This window comes from Pseudomonas syringae pv. coryli str. NCPPB 4273 (genome assembly GCF_000972175.1).
Taxonomy (GTDB): Bacteria; Pseudomonadota; Gammaproteobacteria; order Pseudomonadales; family Pseudomonadaceae; genus Aquipseudomonas; species Aquipseudomonas syringae.
In genome coordinates, this window is sequence record NZ_AWQP01000048.1 from 90241 (window position 1) to 110748 (window position 20508).

Sequence of the window (20508 nt, forward strand, 5' to 3'; positions counted from 1 at the left end):
TTTTCAGCCAATCAAGCCGCCAGCAAGGCCAGAAGAGCGGTAAGGTTTTACTTTACAATCACTTAGACCCCGACTACGCCACGGTGCGACTCGCTCAACACCTCGGTAGAAAATACCGCACCCGTGCTTACTTTTCCTGCTGCACAGTCAATCGCCGTTGAATGTGCAACCTTGCTCCGGGCGGCGGGGAGATGTCAGGGCAAATCGGGCTGACCTCCGCCATGATGGCGCGACATCTCACCTCGCTAAGGAGGCCATATGACACAGTTTCAGGTCAAATTTCTGGGAAGAGCCCTCGGTTTGATAATGCTGGGAGTTGCAGGTTTCTTCGTTTGGCATTTTGGACTCACCCCTTCGTCAAAACATGAGGATTGGGGTACGTTTGGCGACTACTTTGGCGGAGTCTTGAATCCTCTCTTCGCCCTGTTCGGCTTCGTCGGAATCATGCGGTCGCTACATTTGCAGCAGGAACAGATTGCTTCGGTCCAGCGGGGTAAAATTGCCGAAGAGGTTTTGGAAGCTGTCAAGGACATCGACCTCCGGATCAATATCGCGTTGGGTTCACATGTGGGAGTTGTAAGGGCACGGTCAATCAACACGGCTGACACTGAGCTCTTTGTGTCGCACATGGTTGCTGAAGGCTTGCGAGGTGCGAAAAAGTGCGGTGACTCCTCCTCTTACGCCGAATTCATAAAAACCTGCCGGCAAACTGGATCGGTCGTTGGCGTCGCCGTGGCAGAAGTACAGTCGCTGGTCACCCAACTTGCAGATATTGTTCGTCACCATCCAAGTCATTCGAAAGACGAATACAGCCCGGTACTTTTCTACTATGTGAACAAGGCGGCACGACTGATTCCGATGCTGGAGGACGTCGGTGGAATTTCCAATGACACCATGGCGTTCTATAAAGACGTGCGATGGACTCGGCAGCAATCACAAGTCACCACCTAATCACTCGCCTCCAGACCATCACACCACAGTCAGTGGCCGCACCATCGATACCTCGATCAGTAATAATGAATACCCAATCCAGCTTTTGGCCTTGCTTCACAAGCTCTTCAGTTTGTTCGTGCAAAGCCCTTAAGCTTTTGTCTTTTTACATCTGTCTTATTGAGTATCGGTCTTACTATCAGACGAATTTCGACTACGCCGGATAGACGATTTCCGACCATGGCGTGGTCGAGTTTAGGCTACGTCTCTCATCCATTCCGGCTGATCTTCGAAGTGTTCGTCGTACGCCATAACGCTGGGCGCCGGTGCAATCTGGGCCGCTTGTGGCAAGGGAGCAGGGGTGTACTCAGGCACACGTTCGCCTCCTGGGTTTGGTGTGCCGCTACAGGCTTAGGGATGGCCTCCAGCGGCGACACGGACGCCAGAATAAGGTCGCGGGTGATCGTCATCGAGTTGGAATATGCGCAGCCATGAATACGGCGCTTTTCGACGGTCAGGTAACCATGCTGACGAAGCTTCGGAATCAAGGCTTTCGCCGCTGTGAGGCTACAACCACAAGCGCTGGCGATGTCGGTCTGATTGTCGAACCAAAGCTTGCCTTCGCCGGTGAAGTAGTCGTGCCGATCTTTCATGAACACCCACAGAAGCTTGTCCTGTGCAGAAAGTGCGACGGGCTGGCGAGTGGTCAGACTGAAAAACTGGTGGGGTTGGAGAAGGGTGTGCGGGCGTCAAGAATGTATGCACATCCCCAGCCATCGGAGGAGGGGAAGCGCTGACCGGCGAGAATTTGCAGCACTGTGAGTAGTACAAATGAGTAGTACAAATGAGTAGTACAAACAAAAAACCCCGTGAATTCTAAGAAACTGAATTCACAGGGTTTTCTTAATATGGCGGTGAAGGAGGGATTCGAACCCTCGATACAATTTCTTGTATACACACTTTCCAGGCGTGCTCCTTAAGCCACTCGGACACCTCACCGTATCTCGACGACAACGTTGTGTCTGCCGAGGCGCGCTAATGTAGTCGAAAGCTTTTCCTAACGCAAAACTTTTTTTCAGATTTTTCATGCGCTTAAGCAAAAAAACGCTGATTCGCCAGTAAAAGGCCCTGGCAGAGGATACGGCCCTTGGGCAAAGGGCCGCTTGTTGTGGTGGCGTCAGGCGCTGAAGCCGCCGTCGATGGTCAGGCTGGCACCGGTGATGTAGCCCGCTTCAGGGCCAGCGAGGTAGGCGACGAAGCTGGCGATTTCTTCGCTGGTGCCGTAGCGGGGCAGGGCCATCAGCGCTTTCATGGTTTCGGCGAATTCGCCCTGCGCCGGGTTCATGTCGGTGTCCACCGGGCCGGGCTGGACGTTGTTGACGGTGATACCTTGCGGGCCGAGGTCGCGGGCCATGCCTTTGGTCAGGCCGATCAGCGCCGATTTGCTCATGGCGTACGTGGCGCCGCCCGCAAAGGGCATGCGATCGGCGTTGGTGCTGCCGATGTTGATGATGCGACCGCCTTCTTCCATGTGTCGCGCGGCTTCCTGGCTGGCGATGAATACGCTGCGCACGTTGATGGCCAGGGTCTTGTCGAAGTCCTGCATGCTGAATTCATTGAGCGGGGCGATGGCCAGAATCCCGGCGTTGTTGACCAGGATATCCAGCCTGCCAAGGGTCTCGGCAGTGGTCTGCACGGCCTGGCGGACGGCTTTTTCGTCGGCGCTGTCTGCGCGAATGGCCAGTGCGCGGCCGCCATTGGCGACGATGCTGTCCTGAATCTCCAGAGCGCTGACCTCGGAGCTGACGTAGGTAAACGCCACGGCAGCGCCTTCTTTGGCCAGGCGCTGGACGATGGCCGCGCCGATACCACGTGAGCCGCCCTGCACGAGCGCTACTTTGCCGGCGAGTTTAAGGTGTTCGATCATGATGTTCTCCTTGGGGGCAGGTCTCGGACAAGCCTGAGGCTGTCGACGATTGCGACCAGAATAGACCTTGATTGCGATAGTCTTGCTGAACCAAAAGTTCGGACTGATTGATCATGGATATTCAAGACAACAGCGCGCTGATTCTCATCGACCTGCAGCAGGGCATCCATCATCCCAAGCTCGGGCGACGCAATAACCCACTGGCCGAGAGCCATGTCAGCGCTCTGCTCGGTGCCTGGCGGCAATCCGGGCGGCCGGTGATTCACGTCCGGCATTTCTCGACGTCGCCCGAATCAGTGTTCTGGCCGCAACAGTCAGGCGTCGAGTACCAGCCAGCGTTCTTGCCGCAAGCCGATGAGCGTGAGCTGAGCAAACAGGTCCCCGACGCGTTTTGCGGGTCTTTCCTGGAAATGTGGTTACGCTCCGACGGGATCAGGCAGGTGGTGATCGCCGGTGTGGTCACCAACAACTCGGTCGAGTCCACCGCGCGCAGTGGCGGCAATCTGGGGTTTGACGTGCTGGTCGCGCACGATGCCTGCTTTACCTTCGATCAACAGGACTTCTTTGGCACGCCGCGCAGTGCCGAAGAAGTGCACGCGATGTCCCTGGCCAATCTGCATGGCGAGTACGCTACGGTGCTGTCGACGGCGCAGATTCTCCAGCAGGTTGCTGTCGAATAAGCGCCTGACGGGCTTACTTGCGGGTTTTCTTCGGTGCAGCGGGCAATGGGGCAAACAATGCCTGCAGGTCTTCATCGCGCAGTTTCCAGTCGCCGGTTGTACGGCCGTCGAGCACGCCCGAGGCCAGCGCTGATTTTTCCCGCTGCAGGCGCTGGATTTTCTCTTCCACGGTGCCGCGCGCGATCATCTTGTAGACGAACACCGGTTTGTCCTGGCCGATACGATACGCACGGTCGGTCGCCTGATTTTCCGCTGCAGGGTTCCACCACGGGTCGTAGTGGATCACCGTATCGGCGGCGGTCAGGTTGAGGCCGGTGCCGCCTGCTTTGAGGCTGATCAGGAAGATCGGCAGCTTGCCGCTCTGAAAATCATGAATCGGCGTGCGGCGATCGCGGGTCGAGCCGGTCAGCAGGGCGTAGGCGATACCGCGCTGCTTGAGCTCTTCCTCGATCAGGCTGAGCATCGAAGTGAACTGCGAGAACAACAGAATCTTGCGACCTTCGGCCAGCAGTTCTTCGAACATCTCCATCAGGCTGTTGAGCTTGCCCGAGGTGCCCTGTTTGCTGTTGACCGGCATGTCCTGATTGACCAGGCGCAGGTCGCAGCAGACCTGACGCAGCTTGAGCAGCGCCTCGAGAATGATGATCTGGCTGCGTGCCACGCCTTTGCGGGTGATTTCGTCCCTGACCTTCTTGTCCATCGCCAAGCGTACGGTTTCGTACACATCGCGCTGCGCGTCGTTGAGATCGACCCAGTGGATGATCTCGGTCTTGGGTGGCAGTTCGGTCGCGACCTGCTCCTTGGTGCGGCGCAGCAGAAACGGCTTGATGCGCGCATTGAGGTGATGCAGGCGGTCCTGGTTGCCATGCTTTTCGATGGCGGTGCGGTAGTTGCTGTTGAATTCCTTGCTGTTGCCCAGCCAGCCGGGCATCAGGAAGTGAAACAGCGACCACAGCTCGCCCAGGTGGTTTTCCAGTGGCGTACCGCTGAGGCACAGGCGCTGACGGGCGTTGAGGTTGCGTGCGGCCTGGGCGGCCTTGCTGTTGGGGTTCTTGATGTACTGCGCTTCATCGAGAATCAGCACGTGGAAGGGCTGTTTTTCGAGCAGTTCCAGGTCCCGTGGCAGCAAAGCGTAGGTGGTCAGGATCAGGTCGTAATCCTGAAGGTTGCCGGCGTCCTGATGCCGGTTGGCGCCATACAGTGCCAGCACCTTGAGGTCCGGGGTGAAGTGCTCGGACTCGTCCAGCCAGTTGGGGATCAGGCTGGTCGGCATCACCGCCAGTGCCGGGCGATCGAGGCGTCCGGCCTGTTTTTCCATCAGCAGGTGAGCGAGGGTCTGCAGGGTCTTGCCCAAGCCCATGTCGTCGGCCAGCACGCCGCCGACTTCCAGCTCGCGCAGCGACTGCATCCAGCTCAGGCCTTCCAGCTGATACGGGCGCAGCGTGGCGTTCAGGCCATCGGGCAGGCTGACTGGCGCGTCCTTGATGTTGATCAGGCGTTCGGCAAAGTGACGCAGGCGGTCGCCGCCCTGCCAGGTCAGCGGCAGGTCTTCGAGCTGGGTAAGGCGCGCGGCATCGGCTTTGCTCATGCGCAGCGCGTTGTTGCCTTCCTGCCGCCAGTAGAAATCCCCCAGCGTCGCCAGTACCGGCTTGAGCCGCCCGTAGGGCAGGGCGATCTGTACCGGGCTGCCGCCGCTTTGCGTGAAGTGGTTGAGCTGCACCAGCAGTTGTTCTTCGTCGCCGCGCTTGGCTACGGCCGACGGGCTCATCAGTTCGGGATGGCTGCGGATCAGGTTGATCAGGATCGGCAACAGGCTCAGGCGTTCGCCGTTGACGATGATGCCCAGTTCCAGGTCGAACCAGTCGCGTTCGTTCTCTTCGTCGATGACCGCGTACCAGTCTTCCACCGGCGTCACGTCGAAGCCGAACTCTTCCTGAATGTCGATTTCCCAGCCTTGCTCGCGCAGGCGCGGCAGGTCATCGAGGACGAAATGCAGCCAGGCCTTGTCGTTGGGCAGTTCGTACATGTCGCCGGCGCTGTCGGGCAGTGCCTTGCTTTGCCGGGTGGCGACCTTGAAGCCCAGATCGGCCAGTTCCTGACGCAACTGCCGCTCCCGTTCGCCCTGACGACGGATGCGCAAGGTTTCGGTGTCGGTGTGTTCGATGATGTCGCTTTTCTGGTTCACCAGATCGCTACCCAGCGAACTGACCAGAATGCTCACGTTGGTGGTGCCGACCGCGTAATGCTTGCCGTAGGCAAAGGCCAGCGCGGCACGGTGCTGAATGTGCCGCTGCATGCGCCCGTTGCGCGGCTCGTAGGCACTGAACTCGATGCTGGCCAGAATCAGCCTGGGCCGTGGCTGCAGATCATCGATCAGGCGCTCCGGCAGCCTGGGCTTCTGCTCGACGGGCTTTTCCGGCTCTTGCTGGTGCGAGGCCAGTGCGGCCTGCAGCAGCGGACGGTTGTGCGGGTCCTGCAGAAACAGCAGGGCGGCCACGCAATGTTTGCAATCGTTGCGAACCGGGCAGGTGCATTTGCAGGTCAGGTAGTTCTTGTAGCGATCGGGGTCCTTGAACAGCAGCGTCTGGGTATAGATTTCCAGGCCCGAGCCCCGACAGGCGGTGCGGATGATCTGCGGGCTGGAGTCTTCCAGCACGATGCGTTTTTGCCGGGCGTAGTCGCGCCCTCGCTCAAGCGTTCGCTCGTGGAATAGGTCTGTCCAGGCCGCAGCCAGGACTTTTTCGAGAATGGACGACAAGTTTTAAAAAGCCCTACGCCGCAGCGATGCTCAAAAAGAAAGGGGACGCCTGGGCGTCCCTTGCGTACGTAAAGATCAAAGAGGAGAAACCTTGATCAGCAACGCGAGGTTGCCGTTGTCCAGATAGGTCAGCTCACCGTTCTTTACCCTGGCAGTCTGCTTCAATCGTTCACTGCTGATGACCACGCCATGCGGGTCCAGCTTGTTGACCCAGAATTGTGCACCAATATCGGTGAAGCGTGCCATCGCCAGACTCACGGTGCCCTCGATCGGGAAATGCCCAAGCCGCTCTTCACCACTGGTGATGGCGACTTTGCCCGGTTCGCTGCCGATGCTCTGCTGCCAGGCGCGCTGCATCAGCACTTCATAGTTGCCGCTGCCTTGCAGTTTGCTCGCCAGATCATTGAGCGCGGGGCTTCGTTCATCGTTCGCGTCGATCTTCTGTGCGCCTTTGTCCCAGTTTTCCGGTACAAGCTGGCGGGTCGAGGCCGGCTCGCCGTTCTGGCGAAACAGCAGAATCTCGACCTGATACAGGCCATCGGCGAACGCGGCCGGCGCGATCAGCGTCAGCAGCAGGATCAATGAACGAAACAGAAGCATGCGTGAATCCTTCAAGCAGTTTTCGGGGTCAGGCGCTCAAGCAGCGCTTCGATCGTGTTGAAGCGCTCTTCCGGGCGCTCCATGGGAACCATGAATTTGAACAGCGTGGCACCTTCGAACTTGTAGCGGTTGGGCTGGCTCTGGATCAGCTTGATCAGGGTCAGTGGGTCAACCGGCGTCTCGGCCGCAAACTCGATACGGCCACCTTGCGGGCCACCGTCGATTTTCCGGATGCCCAGCTGTTCGGCGTGCAGTTTGAGCAGCGTGATACGCACCAGATTCTTGGTCGGTTCCGGAAGCAGGCCGAAGCGGTCGATCATTTCGACCTGCAGGTCCTTGAGGGCCTCTTCGTCAGCGGCGTTGGCAATGCGCTTGTAGAGAATCAGGCGCGTGTGCACATCCGGCAGGTAGGCTTCGGGGATCAGTGCCGGCACGCGCAGGTTGATTTCCGGTCCGCCGCCCAGCGGCTGGTCGAGATTGGGCTGCTCACCCTTGCGGATCGACTTCACCGCGCGCTCGAGCATTTCCATGTACAGGGTGAAGCCCACCGCCTGGATCTGACCGCTCTGGCCGTCCCCGAGCAGTTCGCCTGCGCCACGGATCTCCAGGTCGTTGGTGGCGAGCACGAAGCCCGCGCCCAGGTCTTGGGTGTTGGCAATCGCTTCCAGACGCTTTTCGGCGTCGTGGGTAATCTGTTTGCGTGGCGGGGTCAGCAGGTAGGCATAGGCCTGGTGGTGACTGCGTCCGACGCGACCGCGTAACTGGTGCAACTGGGCCAGACCGAACTTGTCGGCGCGCTCGATAATGATGGTGTTGGCACTCGGTACGTCGATGCCGGTCTCGATGATGGTCGAGGCGATCAGCACATTGAAGCGCTTGTGATAGAAGTCGCTCATCACCTGTTCGAGTTCGCGCTCGCGCATCTGCCCGTGGCCGATGCCGATACGCGCCTCCGGCACCAGCTCGGCCAGGTCGGCGGCGCATTTCTCGATGGTCTTGACGTCGTTGTGCAGGTAATAGACCTGACCGCCGCGCAACAGCTCGCGCAGCAGGGCTTCCTTGATGGTCGGCTTGTTCTGCTCCATCACGAAGGTACGCACCGACAGCCTGCGCGCCGGTGGCGTGGCGATGATCGACAGATCACGCATGCCCGACACGGCCATGTTCAGGGTGCGCGGGATCGGCGTTGCGGTCAGGGTCAGAATATCGACCTCACTGCGCAGCGCCTTGAGCTGTTCTTTCTGGCGCACGCCAAACCGGTGTTCTTCGTCGATGATCACCAGACCGAGGTTCTTGATCTTGACGTCATCCTGCAGCAGCTTGTGCGTCCCGATGACGATGTCGATCTTGCCCTCGGCCAGATCGGCAACCGCAGCGTTGACTTCCTTGGCCGACTTGAAGCGGCTCATCACTTCGACGGTCACCGGCCAGTCGGCGAAACGGTCGCGGAAGCTGTTGTAGTGTTGCTGGGCGAGCAGGGTGGTCGGCACCAGAATGGCCACCTGACGCCCGCCATGCACGGCGATGAAGGCGGCACGCATGGCCACTTCGGTCTTGCCGAAACCCACGTCGCCACAGACCAGACGATCCATCGGCTTGGGCGCCAGCATGTCGGCGCGCACGGCGTCGATGGTGGTTTGCTGATCCGGTGTCTCTTCAAACGGGAAGCCTGCGCTGAAGGTCGCGTAATCGGCTTTCGGGTCGGCAAACGCATAGCCTTCGCGGGCTGCGCGACGCGCGTAGATATCCAGCAGCTCGGCGGCCACGTCACGGACTTGCTCGGCAGCCTTGCGCTTGGCTTTCTGCCAGGTTTCCGAGCCCAGGCGGTGCAGCGGCGCGGTTTCGTCGTCGCTGCCGGTGTAGCGGGCAATCAGGTGCAGGTTGGCGACCGGGACGTAAAGCTTGGCGTCTTCGGCGTAGGCCAGCATCAGGAATTCGGCGACCTGGTTTTCGACTTCCAGCGTCGCAAGCCCCAGATAACGGCCTACGCCATGATCGATGTGCACCACCGGCGCGCCTTCGCGCAGCTCGGTGAGGTTCTTGATGACTGCGTCGTTGTTGCCGCCGTCGGTGCGTTTTTCGCGGCGACGGCGCTGCATGACGCGCTGGCCGAACAGCGGGCTTTCTGCGATCAGCGCCAGGGCTGGTTGTTCCAGCAGCAGGCCTTCGTCAAGCGGCGCGATGGTGATTGCCAGCCGGTCCTTGCCGTCGACGAAGTCCAGCCAGCTGTCGACGGTTTTGGGGCGCAGCTTGAGGCGTTCGAGCAGCTCCAGCAGCACTTCCCGGCGTCCGGCGGACTCGGCGGTGAACAGCACGCGACCGGGGAAGTCATCCAGAAAATTCGACAGGGCCGCCAGTGGTTGAGTGGCCTTGGCTTCGATGGACAGGTCCGGCAGGGACTGCGCCGGGAAGCGCTCGCGTCCGGCACCGGCGTCGACATCCTGCTGGCTGGCGACCACGCGCGGCCAGTTTTTCAGGCGCGCGAAGCAGTCTTCCACCGGTAGAAACAACTCGGCCGGCGGCAACAGCGGCCGGGCAGGGTCGACGCGGCGTTCTTCATAGCGATTGCGCACGTCGTTCCAGAAGTTCTCGGCAGCCTGTTCGATGCCTGGCAGGGAAAACACCTGGGTGTCCTGCGGCAGGTAATCGAACAGCGTCGAGGTTTCCTCGAAGAACAGCGGGATGTAGTACTCAATGCCGGCCGGCGTGATGCCGCTGCTCAAGTCCTGGAAAATCGGGCTGCGCCGGAAGTCCACGTCGAAGCGCTCGCGAAAGCGCGCCTTGAAGCGTGTGACTTCTTCTTTCTGCAACGGGAATTCACGGGCGGGCAACAGGCGCACCGACTCGACCTTGTCGATGGAGCGCTGGGTGTCCGGATCGAAGGTGCGCAGGGTTTCGATTTCATCGTCGAACAGGTCGATCCGAAACGGCAGTTTGCTGCCCATCGGGAACAGATCGATCAGCGCCCCGCGCACGGTGAACTCGCCGTGTTCGTAGACCGTGTCCACATACCGGTAGCCGCTGGCCTCCAGGCGCGTACGCATGGCTTCCACATCGAGCTTCTGGCCGACATCCAGCACCAGGCTGCTGCCGAGCAGAAATTTGGTCGGCGCCAGTCTGTGTAGGGCGGTGGTGATGGGGACTACCAAAACGCCATGCTCCAGTTCCGGCAGGCGATAGAGGCTGGCAATACGCTGGGAAATGATGTCCTGGTGCGGCGAAAACAGGTCGTAGGGCAGGGTTTCCCAGTCCGGGAAGTGCAGAACCGGCAGCGTAGGCGCAAAAAACTTCAGTTCTTGCTCGAGCCGCTCGGCGCTTTGGCTGTCGGCGGTCAGGAGCAGGGTGAAGCGCTTGGCCGCGCTGGCGGCTTCGGCAATGGCCAGGCTCAGTGTGGCACCGGGAAGATTGCCCCAGTGTTGTTTGCCTGCAGCGGCAGAAAGATGCGGTAGACGCAGAACTGGCACGGGAAGGTCGGGCTCCAGGCGTTGCAACAGGGGCGGCGATTGTAACGGGGGAAGGTGGTGGCTGTCAGTTTTCCGGAGTATTACCGAGTGTTTACGGGCGAAAATTATGTAGTGCGCGTCGATATGACAGCCGTGCATTGCTCATAAACAAAGGCGCGGTCATAATGTAGCCCCTTTTTTCAGCCCCTACATGTGGAAGGTTCCCGTGACTCAGAAGCCCGACCAGTGTCTTGGTGAATGGATTGATCGTGAAGCTCTCGCCGAAGCGATGATCCCGCTCATCGGTCAGCTCTACCGCAATAATAATGTGGTGAGCTCGATCTATGGCCGTAGCCTGATCAACCGTTCAGTCATCGCGATTCTCAAAGCTCACCGCTTTGCGCGTCATCGTCAGTCCGATGCGGTTGAGTTGTCCGTACACGAGACGTTCCCGCTGATCAAAGCGATGAGCGAGCTCAAGCTGGGTGCCGCTTCGGTGGACCTGGGCAAGCTGGCGGTGAAGTTCAAGACCGAAGGCAATGGCCGTACGCCAGAGCAGTTCGTTCGTGAAGAACTGGCCAGTGTAGTGGGTCAGCAGGGCACCAGCCCACGCAAGGGCACCGATGTCGTGCTGTACGGTTTCGGTCGTATCGGTCGCCTGCTGGCGCGGATCCTGATCGAGAAGACCGGTGGTGGCGACGGCCTGCGTCTGCGCGCCATCGTGGTCCGCAAGGGCGCGGAAAACGATCTGGTCAAGCGTGCCAGCCTGCTGCGCCGTGACTCGGTTCACGGTCCGTTCGATGGCACCATCACCATCGACGAAGCCAACAGCACGCTCACCGCCAACGGCAACCTGATTCAGGTGATCTACGCCAAGAACCCGTCCGAGGTGGATTACACCCAGTACGGTATCAAGGACGCTCTGCTGGTGGACAACACCGGTGTATGGCGTGATGCCGAAGGTCTGGGTCAGCATCTGGCCTGCCCGGGCATCGACCGCGTGGTCCTGACCGCGCCGGGCAAGGGCAAGCTGAAGAACATCGTGCACGGTATCAACCACGGTGAAATCACTGCGGACGACAAGATCGTCTCGGCGGCCTCCTGCACCACCAACGCCATCGTGCCGGTGCTCAAGGCGGTCAACGACAAGTTCGGCATCACCAACGGTCACGTCGAAACGGTTCACTCGTACACCAACGACCAGAACCTGATCGACAACTTCCACAAGGGCGACCGTCGTGGTCGCAGTGCTGCGTTGAACATGGTCATCACCGAAACCGGTGCGGCTACCGCTGCTGCCAAGGCCTTGCCTGAGCTGGCCGGCAAGCTGACCGGCAACGCGATCCGTGTTCCGACGCCGAACGTGTCCATGGCCATTCTCAACCTCAACCTTGAGAAGCAGACCACTCGCGAAGAAATGAACGAGTACCTGCGCTACATGGCGCTGCACTCGGACCTGCACAAGCAGATCGACTTCGTGAACTCGCAGGAAGTGGTCTCCACTGACTTCGTCGGCTCGCGTCACGCCGGTGTGGTGGACGCCGAAGCCACCATCGTCAACGACAACCGCGTTGTGCTGTACGTCTGGTACGACAACGAATTCGGTTACAGCCACCAGGTGGTTCGCGTGATGGAAGACATGGCAGACGTCAATCCGCCAGCTTTCCCGCAGTAAACGTTGAACGCTTGAGCTGCCCGGTCTGACCGGGGCAGCAGATAAACGGGCCGAATCCTGCGCAGGCAGGCTTCGGCCCGTTTTGTTTTGTGGCTGACCATGAGAATCTGTCACGCGCAAAGTTTCTGGACGATGGAGTATCAAGGATGAGCAGTTCGGCCCTGGACGGTTCGCAACACCCCCTCAAAAGCAGCTTCTTCCTGCTGTTTCTGACGATCTTCATCCCCTTCGGGCTGGGGCATTTCGTTTCCTACCTGTTTCGTACCGTCAACGCAGTGATCTACGTCGACCTGCAAACCGACCTGAGCTTGCCCGCAAGCAGTCTGGGTTTGCTGACTGGCGTGTATTTTTTGACCTTCGCGGCCGCGCAGATTCCGCTTGGCGTGATGCTGGACCGCTATGGGCCGCGCAGCGTTCAGGCGCCGATGCTGCTGTTCGCGGTCGCCGGTTCGGTCATCTTCAGTATTTCCAGCACCGAGACAGGGTTGTTGATCGGGCGGGGGCTGATTGGCCTGGGGGTAGCGGGCTCGCTGATGAGTGCGATCAAGGCGTGCGCCATCTGGTTGCCGGTCGAGCGTTTACCGCTGAGTACCGCCTGCCTGCTGTCGATTGGCGGGCTGGGCGCGATGGCGTCGACCACGCCTTTGCATGCGCTGCTGAGCTGGTTGACCTGGCGAGAGGCGTTTCTGGTTCTGGCGCTGCTGACCTTTTGTGTGGCGGTGGTCATACACCTCAGCGTTCCCAAAGCCTACGAGAGCAAAAACACTCGTTACAGCGATATGTTTGCTGCGGTCGGCAAACTGTACTCGTCGTGGACGTTCTGGCGTCTGGCGCTGTACTCGGTGTTCGCACACGCGATCTACATGTCGGTCCTGTCGCTGTGGATGGGGCCGTGGCTACGCGATATGGCCGGCTTGAGTGATTCCGGAATGGCCAATGTGCTGTTGTTCGGAGCTATCGCGATGGTGGCGGGGTCCCTGACGTTCGGCGCGATCACCGATTATCTGCGCAGGTTCGGCGTGCAGCCAATCATGATCTGTGGCACTGGTATGCTGATCTTTATCGGTTTCCAGGTGCTGATGGCCAGCGGCTTGTCAGTATCGCCCTATCTGATTGCCATGGGCTTCAGCTTCTTCGGCACCTCGACGACCATGAACTACGCCATTGTGGCGCAATCGGTATCACCGGAACTGGCGGGCAGGGTGAGTTCTTCATTCAATCTGGTGGTGTTCGTGCTGGCGTTTTTCCTCCAGTGGTTGATGGGAGTCGTACTTAATCTATGGCCAGCGTCCCAGGGCGCCGGTCATTCGCTCGAGGCCTACCAGTGGTCGCTGGGCCTCATGATTGCGCTGCAATTGCCTGGCGTGCTGCTCTGGCTCAGCTTTCGTCCCTGGAAACGCAAGGTCTGAAAATGCAAAATCCCGGCCGAGAGACGCTCGAACCGGGGTTTTCTTTTGCAACGCAGCGATTGATCAGCTGGCGGAAGCCGCCACAGGCGCTTCAAGCTTTTGCCCGCCCTTGCGGAACAGCACCAGCGTGGCCACCAGGCCCAGTACTGCTGCGCCAGTCAGCCAGATGCCAGGCGCTGCCTTGTTACCCAATTCGTGAATCAGGTAAGTACAGGCCGCCGGAGTGAAGCCGCCGAAGGTCGCCGTCGCCAGGCTGTAGGCCAGCGAGAAACCCGTGGTGCGGACTTCGACCGGCATGATCTCGGTCAGCGCCACTACCATCGCGCCGTTGTAGGAGCCGTACAGGAACGAGAACCACAGCTCGACCATCAGCAGATTGCCGAAGCTGGGGTGTGCAACCAGCCACGACAGGGCAGGGTAGGCAGTGGCGATGGCCAGCACGGTCGCGGCAATCAACAGCGGCTTGCGGCCGATGCGATCGGAGAACGAACCCATGATCGGCAGCCAGATGAAGTTAGACACGCCCACGCAGACCGTCACCAGCAGACTTTCCAGGTCGGTCAGGTTCAGTTCGTTCTTGCCGAAGGTCGGGGTGTAGGCGGTGATCAGGTAGAACGACACGGTGGTCATCACTACCAGCGCCATGCCGCCCAGCACCAGACCGAAGTTCTGACTGATGGAGCGCACCACTTCACGCAGCGTCGGGCGATGCGTGCGAGCTTCGAACTCTGGTGACTCTTCCAGCGAGCGACGGATGATGAAGATGGCCGGCACGATCAGGCAGCCGATCAGGAACGGCACGCGCCAGCCCCATTCGCCCATCTGCTCAGGGCTCAGCCAGTGGTTCAGACCCACGCCCAGCAAGCCGGCGAAGACCACGGCGGCCTGTTGGCTGGCGGACTGCCAGCTGACGAAGAAGCCTTTGCGGCCCGGTGTCGAGATTTCAGCCAGATACACCGAAACGCCACCCAGTTCCACACCCGCCGAGAAACCTTGCAGCAAACGACCGAGCAGCACCAGCAAGGGTGCGATGACACCCAATGTGGCGTAGCCCGGCACGCAGGCAATCAACAGAGTGCCCATTGCCATCATCGCGAGGGTGATAATCAGCCCTTTGCGACGCCCGTGACGGTCGATGTAGGCACCGAGAAAGATCGCGCCCAGCGGACGCATCAGGAAGCCTGCGCCGAAGGTCGCCAGCGACAGCATCAACGAAGCGAAAGCGCTGTCGGAAGGGAAGAAGGTTTTTGCGATGGCCGTGGCATAGAAGCCGTAGACCATGAAATCGAACATCTCGAGGAAGTTACCGCTGACAACGCGAAAGATCGCTTTGCCCTTACTTGTTGTGGAGGCCATTTAGTTACTCGCTCAGGCTCGTCGGCTTGGAGTCCGTTGTCGTTTTTATCCCGTTCGCATCGCCATTTCGTGTGTGCAACTGGCGATGCGCACTTGTAACAGTATGTGTAACAGGGCTCAAAAACAACCGTTTCGGCGATTTGCTATCAGTTAACTGACGCTTGACAGGTCAAGACAATTGAGATCGTGCGGCGTGTCATTTTGATGAAACTTGATGAAACCTGATGAATAGATAGGGCACGCAGGGAGCATAAGTGGCCCTCGACCACTCAATATGCCGATCGGCGTTTTATCGGGCCGGTTCACTGGGTGTCAGAGCAGGTTATGGACGCTTTTCTGTCTTGTTCGCCAATGGCAGCAAGTCACTCTGAAGGTTTTTTATAGTGCGGGGCATGGGTTTGCGTAGGTTTGGCAAGGTTGCAGGGTGCCTCGTGTTGCTGGTGTGCGTTGGTTGTGGTCAGGCGCGCAAGCTGGAAAGCTTTGGCGGGCCGACCATGGGCAGCCATTATTCCGTGGTGTATGCGCGCGCGTCCGGGCAGCCAGAGCCTGCGGCTGTACGTCCTCAGGTTGAGGCGATTCTGGACGAGGTCGATCAGCAGATGTCGCTCTGGCGCACGGATTCGGATATCGAGCGCTTCAATGCATTGCCTGCCAATAGCTGCCAGGTGATGCCGGAGCCGGTCTTGAAAATGATCGGCGTGGGCGAACAGTTGGCGCAGGAGAGCGACGGCGCCTTCGACCTGACGGTCAAGCCGTTGATGGACCTGTGGGGGGGGGGGCCTCATATGCTGTTCGAGCAGATGCCGCTGGTGCGGCAACTGGCCCGGACCCAGACGCTGGTTGGTTATCGCAACCTGCGCATCGTCGGCGACCGGTTGTGCAAGAGTGCCGCCGTGCAAGTGGACCTCAACAGCATCGCCGCCGGCTATGCGGTAGATCGCATCAGCGAACGGATGGACGCGCTCGGCTTGCACGATTATCTGGTGCAGGCCACGGGTGAGCTGAAAGTCAGCGGGCTCAAGCCCGACGGCTCGCCCTGGCGGGTGACCCTGGACGCGCCGCTCGATGATGGCACTGTCACGCAAAAAGTATTTCCGCTCGAAGGCTACGCCGTGTCTACGTCGGGGGACTTTCGGCGTTACATCGACCATGACGGGTGGCGCATTTCCGATACGCTCGATGCCTTGACCGGTAAGCCGATCAGCCACGGCCTGGCGTCGGTGACCGTCATTCATCCCTCGGCCCTGATGGCCGACGGTCTGTCCTCCCTGCTGTTGATTCTCGGCCCGCAACAGGGCTGGAATTATGCGCAAGAACATAAAATCCCTGCTTTTTTTGTGATTCGTGCCGATAAGCGCTTTATCATCCGCAGCAACGCGTCGTTTGATCGTCTGGTTGTGGAGCAGCCGCGATAAGTCAGCGGGCCGGATCAGCCGATCACTGGCGCCAAGTGCAGACAAAAATTGGCCTTCGACGCGACCAAGGGTTAATGTTCGCCGCCTCGGTGCAGCGCTAGACTGCGCCGCGTGATTTAGCCAGAGATGCCAGAGTGGCGCCTCGGTCTGTTTAAAGGAGTACGCATGGCTGTCTACAACTACGACGTAGTGGTACTGGGTTCCGGCCCTGCCGGAGAAGGCGCGGCAATGAACGCCGCCAAGGCGGGGCGCAAGGTCGCCATGGTCGACAGCCGTCGGCAAGTGGGCGGTAACTGCACCCATTTGGGCACCATTCCGTCCAAGGCCCTGCGTCACTCGGTCAAGCAGATCATTCAGTTCAACACCAATCCCATGTTTCGTGCCATCGGCGAGCCGCGCTGGTTTTCGTTTCCGGATGTGTTGAAAAACGCCGAAATGGTCATCTCCAAGCAAGTGGCCTCGCGCACCAGTTACTACGCCCGGAATCGCGTCGACGTGTTCTTCGGCACCGGCAGTTTTGCCGACGAGACCAGCATCAACGTGGTCTGCACCAACGGTGTGGTGGAAAAGCTGGTGGCCAACCAGATCATCATCGCCACCGGTTCGCGCCCTTATCGGCCGGCCGATATCGATTTCAGTCACAAGCGTATCTACGACAGCGACACCATCCTCAGCCTGGGCCATACCCCGCGCAAGCTGATCATTTATGGCGCCGGTGTGATCGGCTGCGAATACGCCTCGATCTTCAGCGGCCTTGGCGTGCTGGTCGAGCTGGTGGATAACCGTGACCAGTTGCTGAGCTTCCTGGATTCGGAAATTTCCCAGGCGCTGAGCTATCACTTCAGCAACAACAACGTGATGGTTCGCCACAACGAAGAGTACGAGAAGGTCGAAGGTCTGGATAACGGCGTTATCCTGCACCTCAAGTCCGGCAAAAAGATCAAGGCCGATGCCTTGCTGTGGTGCAACGGCCGTACTGGCAACACCGACAAGCTGGGTCTTGAGAACATCGGTCTGAAGGCCAACGGCCGTGGTCAGATCGAAGTGGACGAGACCTACCGCACCAGCGTTTCCAACGTCTATGGCGCCGGCGACGTGATTGGTTGGCCAAGCCTGGCCAGTGCGGCTTACGACCAGGGTCGTTCGGCAGCGGGCAGCATGGTCGACAATGGCAGCTGGCGTTATGTCAACGATGTGCCGACCGGGATCTACACCATTCCCGAGATCAGCTCGATCGGCAAGAACGAACACGAACTGACGCAGGCCAAAGTGCCTTACGAAGTGGGCAAGGCGTTCTTCAAGGGCATGGCGCGTGCGCAGATTTCCGGTGAGCGGGTCGGGATGCTGAAGATCCTGTTCCACCGCGAGACGCTCGAGGTGCTGGGCGTGCATTGCTTCGGCGACCAGGCGTCCGAGATCGTGCACATCGGTCAGGCAATCATGAGTCAGCCGGGTGAAGCGAACACCATGAAGTACTTCGTCAACACCACGTTCAACTACCCGACCATGGCCGAAGCCTATCGGGTAGCCGCATACGATGGCCTCAACCGGCTTTTTTAAGCGACTCCGGCCGGTGGCCTGAGCCGGCCGGGGAGACCGATTTCAGTGATTCCCGAGCGTGGCGCTGGCCAAACCGGGAAAGTCTGTAATCAGGCTGTCGACGCCGAAATCAGCGAGCCTGCGCATCAGTGCAGGCTCGTTGACTGTCCATACCGACACATGCAGGCCCTGACGCTGTGCTTTTTGCAGGCGCTCCGGGGTACACAGTGTCCAGTTCAATGCCAGAATTTCACAGCCGTAGCTCTGGGCGACCTTCAACGGGTCGAGCCAGGCGTATTCGGCCACCAGCCCGCGCGAGATGTCCGGCGTCAGGTCCAGGGCGGCGCGCAGTACTTCGCGTGAGCTGGAGGTGATCGTCACCTTGTCCAGCAAGCCATGGCGCTGAGCCATTTCACGAATCGCCAGCACGGTGTTGGCGGCACGAGTGCGTGAAGCGCTTTTGACTTCCAGCTGCCAGTGCTCGAAAGCGCATTGTTCGAAGAGTTCTTCCAGGCGTGGAATCGGGCACGGCGAGACCCAGCCAGGGCCACCCTTGCGCGCGTCATACGTCACCAGGTCGTCTGCCAGGTGTTCGTTGACCTTGCCGCGTCGGTCGGTGGTGCGTTTGAGGGTCGGGTCATGAATGACCATCAACTCTCCATCCTTTGAAAGATGCAGGTCCAGTTCACAGCGGCGCACGCCGTGCTTGAGGCATTCCTGAAAGCTGGTCAGGGTATTTTCCGGTGCTTCGCCCTTGGCGCCGCGGTGGCCGTAGATAAGGGTCACGTTTACTCCTGGCTACTGCTGATAGTGATAAAGGGGCAGGGCGTTCAATTTCCGGAGGGCTGGCCCTGTTCCAGCGCCTGACGCCGCTGCTGAGCCTGACGCTGCAACACGTGGCGGGCGAGTAACTGGCGCTGGGCGTCCGGAAGATTGACGAACTCGGTACTGATATCGAAATTGCCGTCTGCCAGCGTGTCGCACTGGCAAACCCTGGCGCGCAGCATCAGACCTGCGGCCTGAGGCATGAGCACCATCTTGATCGACAACTGTTCGCCGACTGCAAAATCCTGTTGCGAATTGAACTGAATACCGCCTTCGGACAGTTTGACCGGCTGAGGAGCGCCCAGCTTGCCGAGTGCGGTGTGGGCAACCACTTCGCCCAGCAGGTCGATGCGCTTGCTCAGCGACTTGAGAAAACTGTTCAGCACCCGGTCGCGCTCGTCGAGCTGGCGCATCAGATGCTGCGACTCGAACTCGCTGACGTGCAGCTCGCTGAGCAGGTCGAACAGCGTCGAGGTGTCCTGCATGGCATCCTGGCTTGCCTGGTCGTCGGCAGACAGGGGGTTAATTTCCAGTGCGACGCTGTCGTCGATACGGTAGTATTCGCGGCGTCCTGCTTCATCTAATGTCGACATGGCGAACCCAAGCTAGCGGCGGTGGTCAGAGAGTTTCGAGTGTAAAGCTGCACGTCAAGGCCCGCCACACGGACGTCCTCATTCCTGCGAACAAATTCCTACATGTTCAGACCTCTTTTTGTATTTATCGGCACGCGCTACACCCGTGCGAAGCGACGCAATCATTTTGTTTCCTTCATCTCCCTGACCTCCATGATCGGCCTCGCCCTGGGCGTTGTGGTCATGATAGTCGTGTTATCGGTGATGAATGGTTTCGATCACGAAATGCGTACCCGCGTGCTTGGCATGGTGCCGCACGCGACCATCGAATCGGCTGATCCGATCACCGACTGGCGCGGTCTGGCCGCGAAGGTTCAGGAAAACCCGCAGGTGCTGGCCGTTGCGCCGTTCACCCAGATGCAGGGTTTGCTGACCCACGATGGCAAGGTGCAGAAAGTGTTGCTCAACGGTATCGATCCGGTTGAAGAGCGCAAGGTCTCGATCATTGACCACTTCATCAAGCAGGGCGAGCTCGACAGCCTGTCGCCCGGCAGCTTCGGCATCATGATCGGCGACAAGGCCGCGGCCAAGCTGGGCGTCGGCATCGGTGACAAACTGACCTTCGTTGCGCCTGAAGTGACGGTGACGCCGGCCGGGATGTTTCCGCGCATGAAGCGTTTCGAGGTGACCGGCATCTTTCACGTCGGCGCTGGCGAAATCGACGGCTTTCTGGGGCTGACCAACCTCGATGACCTGGGGCGTCTGCACCGCTGGAAACCCAATCAGGTACAGGGGTTGCGTCTCAAGTTCGACGACCTGTTCGCGGCGCCACGTACCTCGTGGGAAATCGCGCAGAAGCTGGGCGAAAACAATTTCTACTCGCGTGACTGGACGCGCACCCACGGCAACCTGTATCAGGCCATCCGCATGGAAAAAGCCATGATCGGTCTGTTGCTGCTGCTGATCGTGGCGGTGGCGGCCTTCAACATCATTTCCACGCTGGTGATGGTGGTCAATGACAAGAAGGGCGACATCGCGATTCTGCGTACCCTGGGCGCTACGCCGCGACAGATCATGGCGATATTCATGGTCCAGGGCACGGTGATCGGCGTGGTCGGCACGCTGATCGGCGCGGCACTGGGTATTCTGGCGGCGCTCAATGTCAGCGCAGCCATTGCTGCACTCGAAGGGCTGATCGGCCACAAGTTTCTCAACGCCGACGTCTACTTCATTGATTACCTGCCTTCGCAACTGATGGCCCAGGACGTGTTCCAGGTCTGCGGTGCAGCGTTGGTCCTGAGTTTCCTCGCCACCCTGTATCCCGCCTGGCGTGCTGCGCGCACCCAGCCGGCGGAGGCGTTACGTTATGAGTGAGTCGG

15 protein-coding genes and 1 tRNA gene are annotated in these 20508 nt (G+C 59.6%); 7 read left to right on the forward strand and 9 right to left on the reverse strand.

All coding sequences use genetic code 11. The features are described from left to right. Window positions 1-258 precede the first annotated feature (258 nt). On the forward strand, window positions 259-951 hold the full coding sequence (locus P406_RS19380) for a hypothetical protein (RefSeq protein WP_046237066.1): 693 nt from the start codon (window positions 259-261) through the stop codon (window positions 949-951). 248 nt (window positions 952-1199) lie between these two features. Here the strand turns inward: P406_RS19380 and P406_RS19385 are convergent, their stop codons facing one another. The 3 genes from P406_RS19385 to P406_RS19395 all read right to left on the reverse strand — a co-directional run bounded on the left by P406_RS19385 (window position 1200) and on the right by P406_RS19395 (window position 2857). After that, on the reverse strand, window positions 1200-1583 hold the full coding sequence (locus P406_RS19385; RefSeq protein ID WP_235810371.1) for a hypothetical protein: 384 nt from the start codon (window positions 1581-1583) through the stop codon (window positions 1200-1202). 256 nt (window positions 1584-1839) lie between these two features. Further along, a tRNA-Ser gene (locus P406_RS19390) sits at window positions 1840-1929 on the reverse strand. A gap of 178 nt (window positions 1930-2107) precedes the next feature. Continuing rightward, on the reverse strand, window positions 2108-2857 hold the full coding sequence (locus P406_RS19395; protein ID WP_046237067.1) for a 3-oxoacyl-ACP reductase family protein: 750 nt from the start codon (window positions 2855-2857) through the stop codon (window positions 2108-2110). Between the two features lie 113 nt (window positions 2858-2970). On the opposite strand from P406_RS19395, the gene P406_RS19400 reads away from it, so the two are divergent. Next, on the forward strand, window positions 2971-3537 hold the full coding sequence (locus tag P406_RS19400; protein ID WP_024649001.1) for a cysteine hydrolase family protein: 567 nt from the start codon (window positions 2971-2973) through the stop codon (window positions 3535-3537). Window positions 3538-3550: 13 nt separating this feature from the next. Here the strand turns inward: P406_RS19400 and P406_RS19405 are convergent, their stop codons facing one another. The 3 genes from P406_RS19405 to mfd form a co-directional block, all read right to left on the reverse strand. Beyond that, window positions 3551-6295: a DEAD/DEAH box helicase gene (locus P406_RS19405; RefSeq protein WP_004418371.1), complete on the reverse strand. Its 2745-nt coding sequence runs from the start codon at window positions 6293-6295 to the stop codon at window positions 3551-3553. Window positions 6296-6370: 75 nt separating this feature from the next. Further along, window positions 6371-6895: a CsiV family protein gene (locus tag P406_RS19410; protein WP_046237068.1), complete on the reverse strand. Its 525-nt coding sequence runs from the start codon at window positions 6893-6895 to the stop codon at window positions 6371-6373. Window positions 6896-6906: 11 nt separating this feature from the next. Then, window positions 6907-10359 (reverse strand): transcription-repair coupling factor, encoded by a 3453-nt coding sequence (mfd, locus tag P406_RS19415; protein WP_016567723.1) that lies wholly within the window; start codon window positions 10357-10359, stop codon window positions 6907-6909. Between the two features lie 190 nt (window positions 10360-10549). On the opposite strand from mfd, the gene P406_RS19420 reads away from it, so the two are divergent. Next, on the forward strand, window positions 10550-12013 hold the full coding sequence (locus P406_RS19420; protein ID WP_003315085.1) for a glyceraldehyde-3-phosphate dehydrogenase: 1464 nt from the start codon (window positions 10550-10552) through the stop codon (window positions 12011-12013). A gap of 146 nt (window positions 12014-12159) precedes the next feature. Continuing rightward, window positions 12160-13422: an MFS transporter gene (locus P406_RS19425; RefSeq protein WP_046237069.1), complete on the forward strand. Its 1263-nt coding sequence runs from the start codon at window positions 12160-12162 to the stop codon at window positions 13420-13422. Window positions 13423-13485: 63 nt separating this feature from the next. Here the strand turns inward: P406_RS19425 and P406_RS19430 are convergent, their stop codons facing one another. Further along, window positions 13486-14778, reverse strand: coding sequence for an MFS transporter (locus tag P406_RS19430; RefSeq protein ID WP_003415899.1), 1293 nt, complete (start codon window positions 14776-14778; stop codon window positions 13486-13488). A 392-nt stretch (window positions 14779-15170) separates the two neighbouring features. Between P406_RS19430 and P406_RS19435 the strand changes: the two genes are divergently transcribed. Together P406_RS19435 and sthA are read left to right on the forward strand one after the other, a co-directional pair. Then, complete coding sequence (locus P406_RS19435; protein ID WP_046237070.1) at window positions 15171-16193, forward strand: FAD:protein FMN transferase; 1023 nt, start codon at window positions 15171-15173, stop codon at window positions 16191-16193. Between the two features lie 165 nt (window positions 16194-16358). Further along, window positions 16359-17753, forward strand: coding sequence for a Si-specific NAD(P)(+) transhydrogenase (gene sthA, locus P406_RS19440; RefSeq protein WP_003436620.1), 1395 nt, complete (start codon window positions 16359-16361; stop codon window positions 17751-17753). A 42-nt stretch (window positions 17754-17795) separates the two neighbouring features. On the opposite strand, the gene P406_RS19445 is transcribed toward sthA, so the two are convergent. Both P406_RS19445 and P406_RS19450 read right to left on the reverse strand, forming a co-directional pair. Further along, window positions 17796-18518, reverse strand: coding sequence for a glycerophosphodiester phosphodiesterase (locus tag P406_RS19445; RefSeq protein ID WP_046237071.1), 723 nt, complete (start codon window positions 18516-18518; stop codon window positions 17796-17798). Window positions 18519-18562: 44 nt separating this feature from the next. Beyond that, window positions 18563-19150, reverse strand: a complete 588-nt coding sequence (locus P406_RS19450) for a PilZ domain-containing protein (RefSeq protein ID WP_046237072.1) — start codon at window positions 19148-19150, stop codon at window positions 18563-18565. Between the two features lie 102 nt (window positions 19151-19252). Here P406_RS19450 and P406_RS19455 point away from each other — a divergent pair, with 102 nt between their 5' ends. After that, window positions 19253-20503, forward strand: a complete 1251-nt coding sequence (locus P406_RS19455) for a lipoprotein-releasing ABC transporter permease subunit (RefSeq protein ID WP_004410272.1) — start codon at window positions 19253-19255, stop codon at window positions 20501-20503. Window positions 20504-20508 lie beyond the last annotated feature (5 nt).